At 36.5% G+C, this 1,256-nt stretch carries 1 pseudogene; it reads right to left on the bottom strand.

Annotated elements, in window-relative coordinates:
• Positions 1-50: 50 nt before the first annotated feature.
• Positions 51-1,222: pseudogene (locus KSU54_RS18440) on the bottom strand (IS256-like element IS256 family transposase).
• Positions 1,223-1,256: the final 34 nt, after the last annotated feature.

The following is a 1,256-nucleotide window of genomic DNA, read 5'->3' as shown; positions in this document are numbered from 1 at the left end:
AGTCAAGTCCAGACTCCTGTGTAAAATGCTATACAATGTTTTTACCATTTCTACTTATCAAAATTGATGTATTTTCTTGAAGAATAAATCCATTCATCATGTAGGTCCATAAGAACGGCTCCAATTAAGCGATTGGCTGATGTTTGATTGGGGAAGATGCGAATAATCTTTTCTCTTCTGCGTACTTCTTGATTCAGTCGTTCAATTAGATTGGTACTCTTTAGTCGATTGTGGGAATTTCCTTGTACGGTATATTGAAAGGCGTCTTCGAATCCATCATCCAATGATGCGCAAGCTTTTGAATATTTTGGTTGATCGATATAATCATGAATCAATCGATTTTTAGCCTCACGCGCTAAGTTAATATCTGTGAACTTAAAAATTCCTTTAACAGCTTCTCTGAAAGATTTTGAATTTTTTTAGGAATGGTGGTAAAGATATTTCTTAGGAAGTGAACTTGGCATCTTTGCCAACTTACGTTGGTGAAGGATTTTCTAATGGCAGAGACTAATCCTTTGTGCGCATCAGAAATAACGAGTTCCGTACCTTGTAAACCGCGTTCTTTTAGGTATTCAAAAAATGTTGTCCAGGTCTCTTCGCTTTCGCCACTTTGAATCATGAAGCCGATAATTTCACGGTCGCCATCTTTGGTTATTCCAATCGCTATATGACAGCTTTTTGAGAGTACTCGATTTTCTTCTCGTACTTTTATATAGAGTACATCGGTCATTAAGTAAGGATAATTTTTTTCTGATAATAAACGATTCTGCCACTCGTTAACCATAGGTTCTAGCTGTTCTGTTAAGCTAGAAACGAAGGACTTAGAGACGGATTTACCACAAAGTTCTTCCACAATTTTTGATACTTTACGAGTTGAAACGCCTGATACATACATTTCCAACATTGAAGCCATGAGGGCTTTTTCGTTTCGTTGATAACGTTCAAACACTGTGGGTGAAAAATGGCCATCACGTGTTCTGGGTACTTTTAATTCTAGCGTGCCTACACGTGTCGTAAAGCTGCGCTCATAATAGCCATTTCGTTGACTTTGTCGGTTTTCTGTTCGTTCATATTCTTTTGCTTGAATATATTCTGTTCGTTGATTTTCCATTAGTTGATTAAATACCGTTGTTAAAATATTTTTAGAAACGTCATCCTTTACAGAATATTCAATAATGCTTTGAATCTCTTCGCTTTTCAGTGTAAAATGTACTTGGGTCATGTAAAAGTCCTCCTGGGTATGTTTTTGTCGTTAA

Origin of the sequence: Erysipelatoclostridium sp. MSK.23.31 (assembly GCF_019125875.1) — a bacterium.
In the GTDB taxonomy this organism is placed as follows: domain Bacteria; phylum Bacillota_I; class Bacilli_A; order Erysipelotrichales; family Coprobacillaceae; genus Thomasclavelia; species Thomasclavelia ramosa.
The sequence above is the reverse complement of the archived record's forward strand: the minus strand, read 5'-3'. Positions and strand labels throughout refer to the sequence as shown.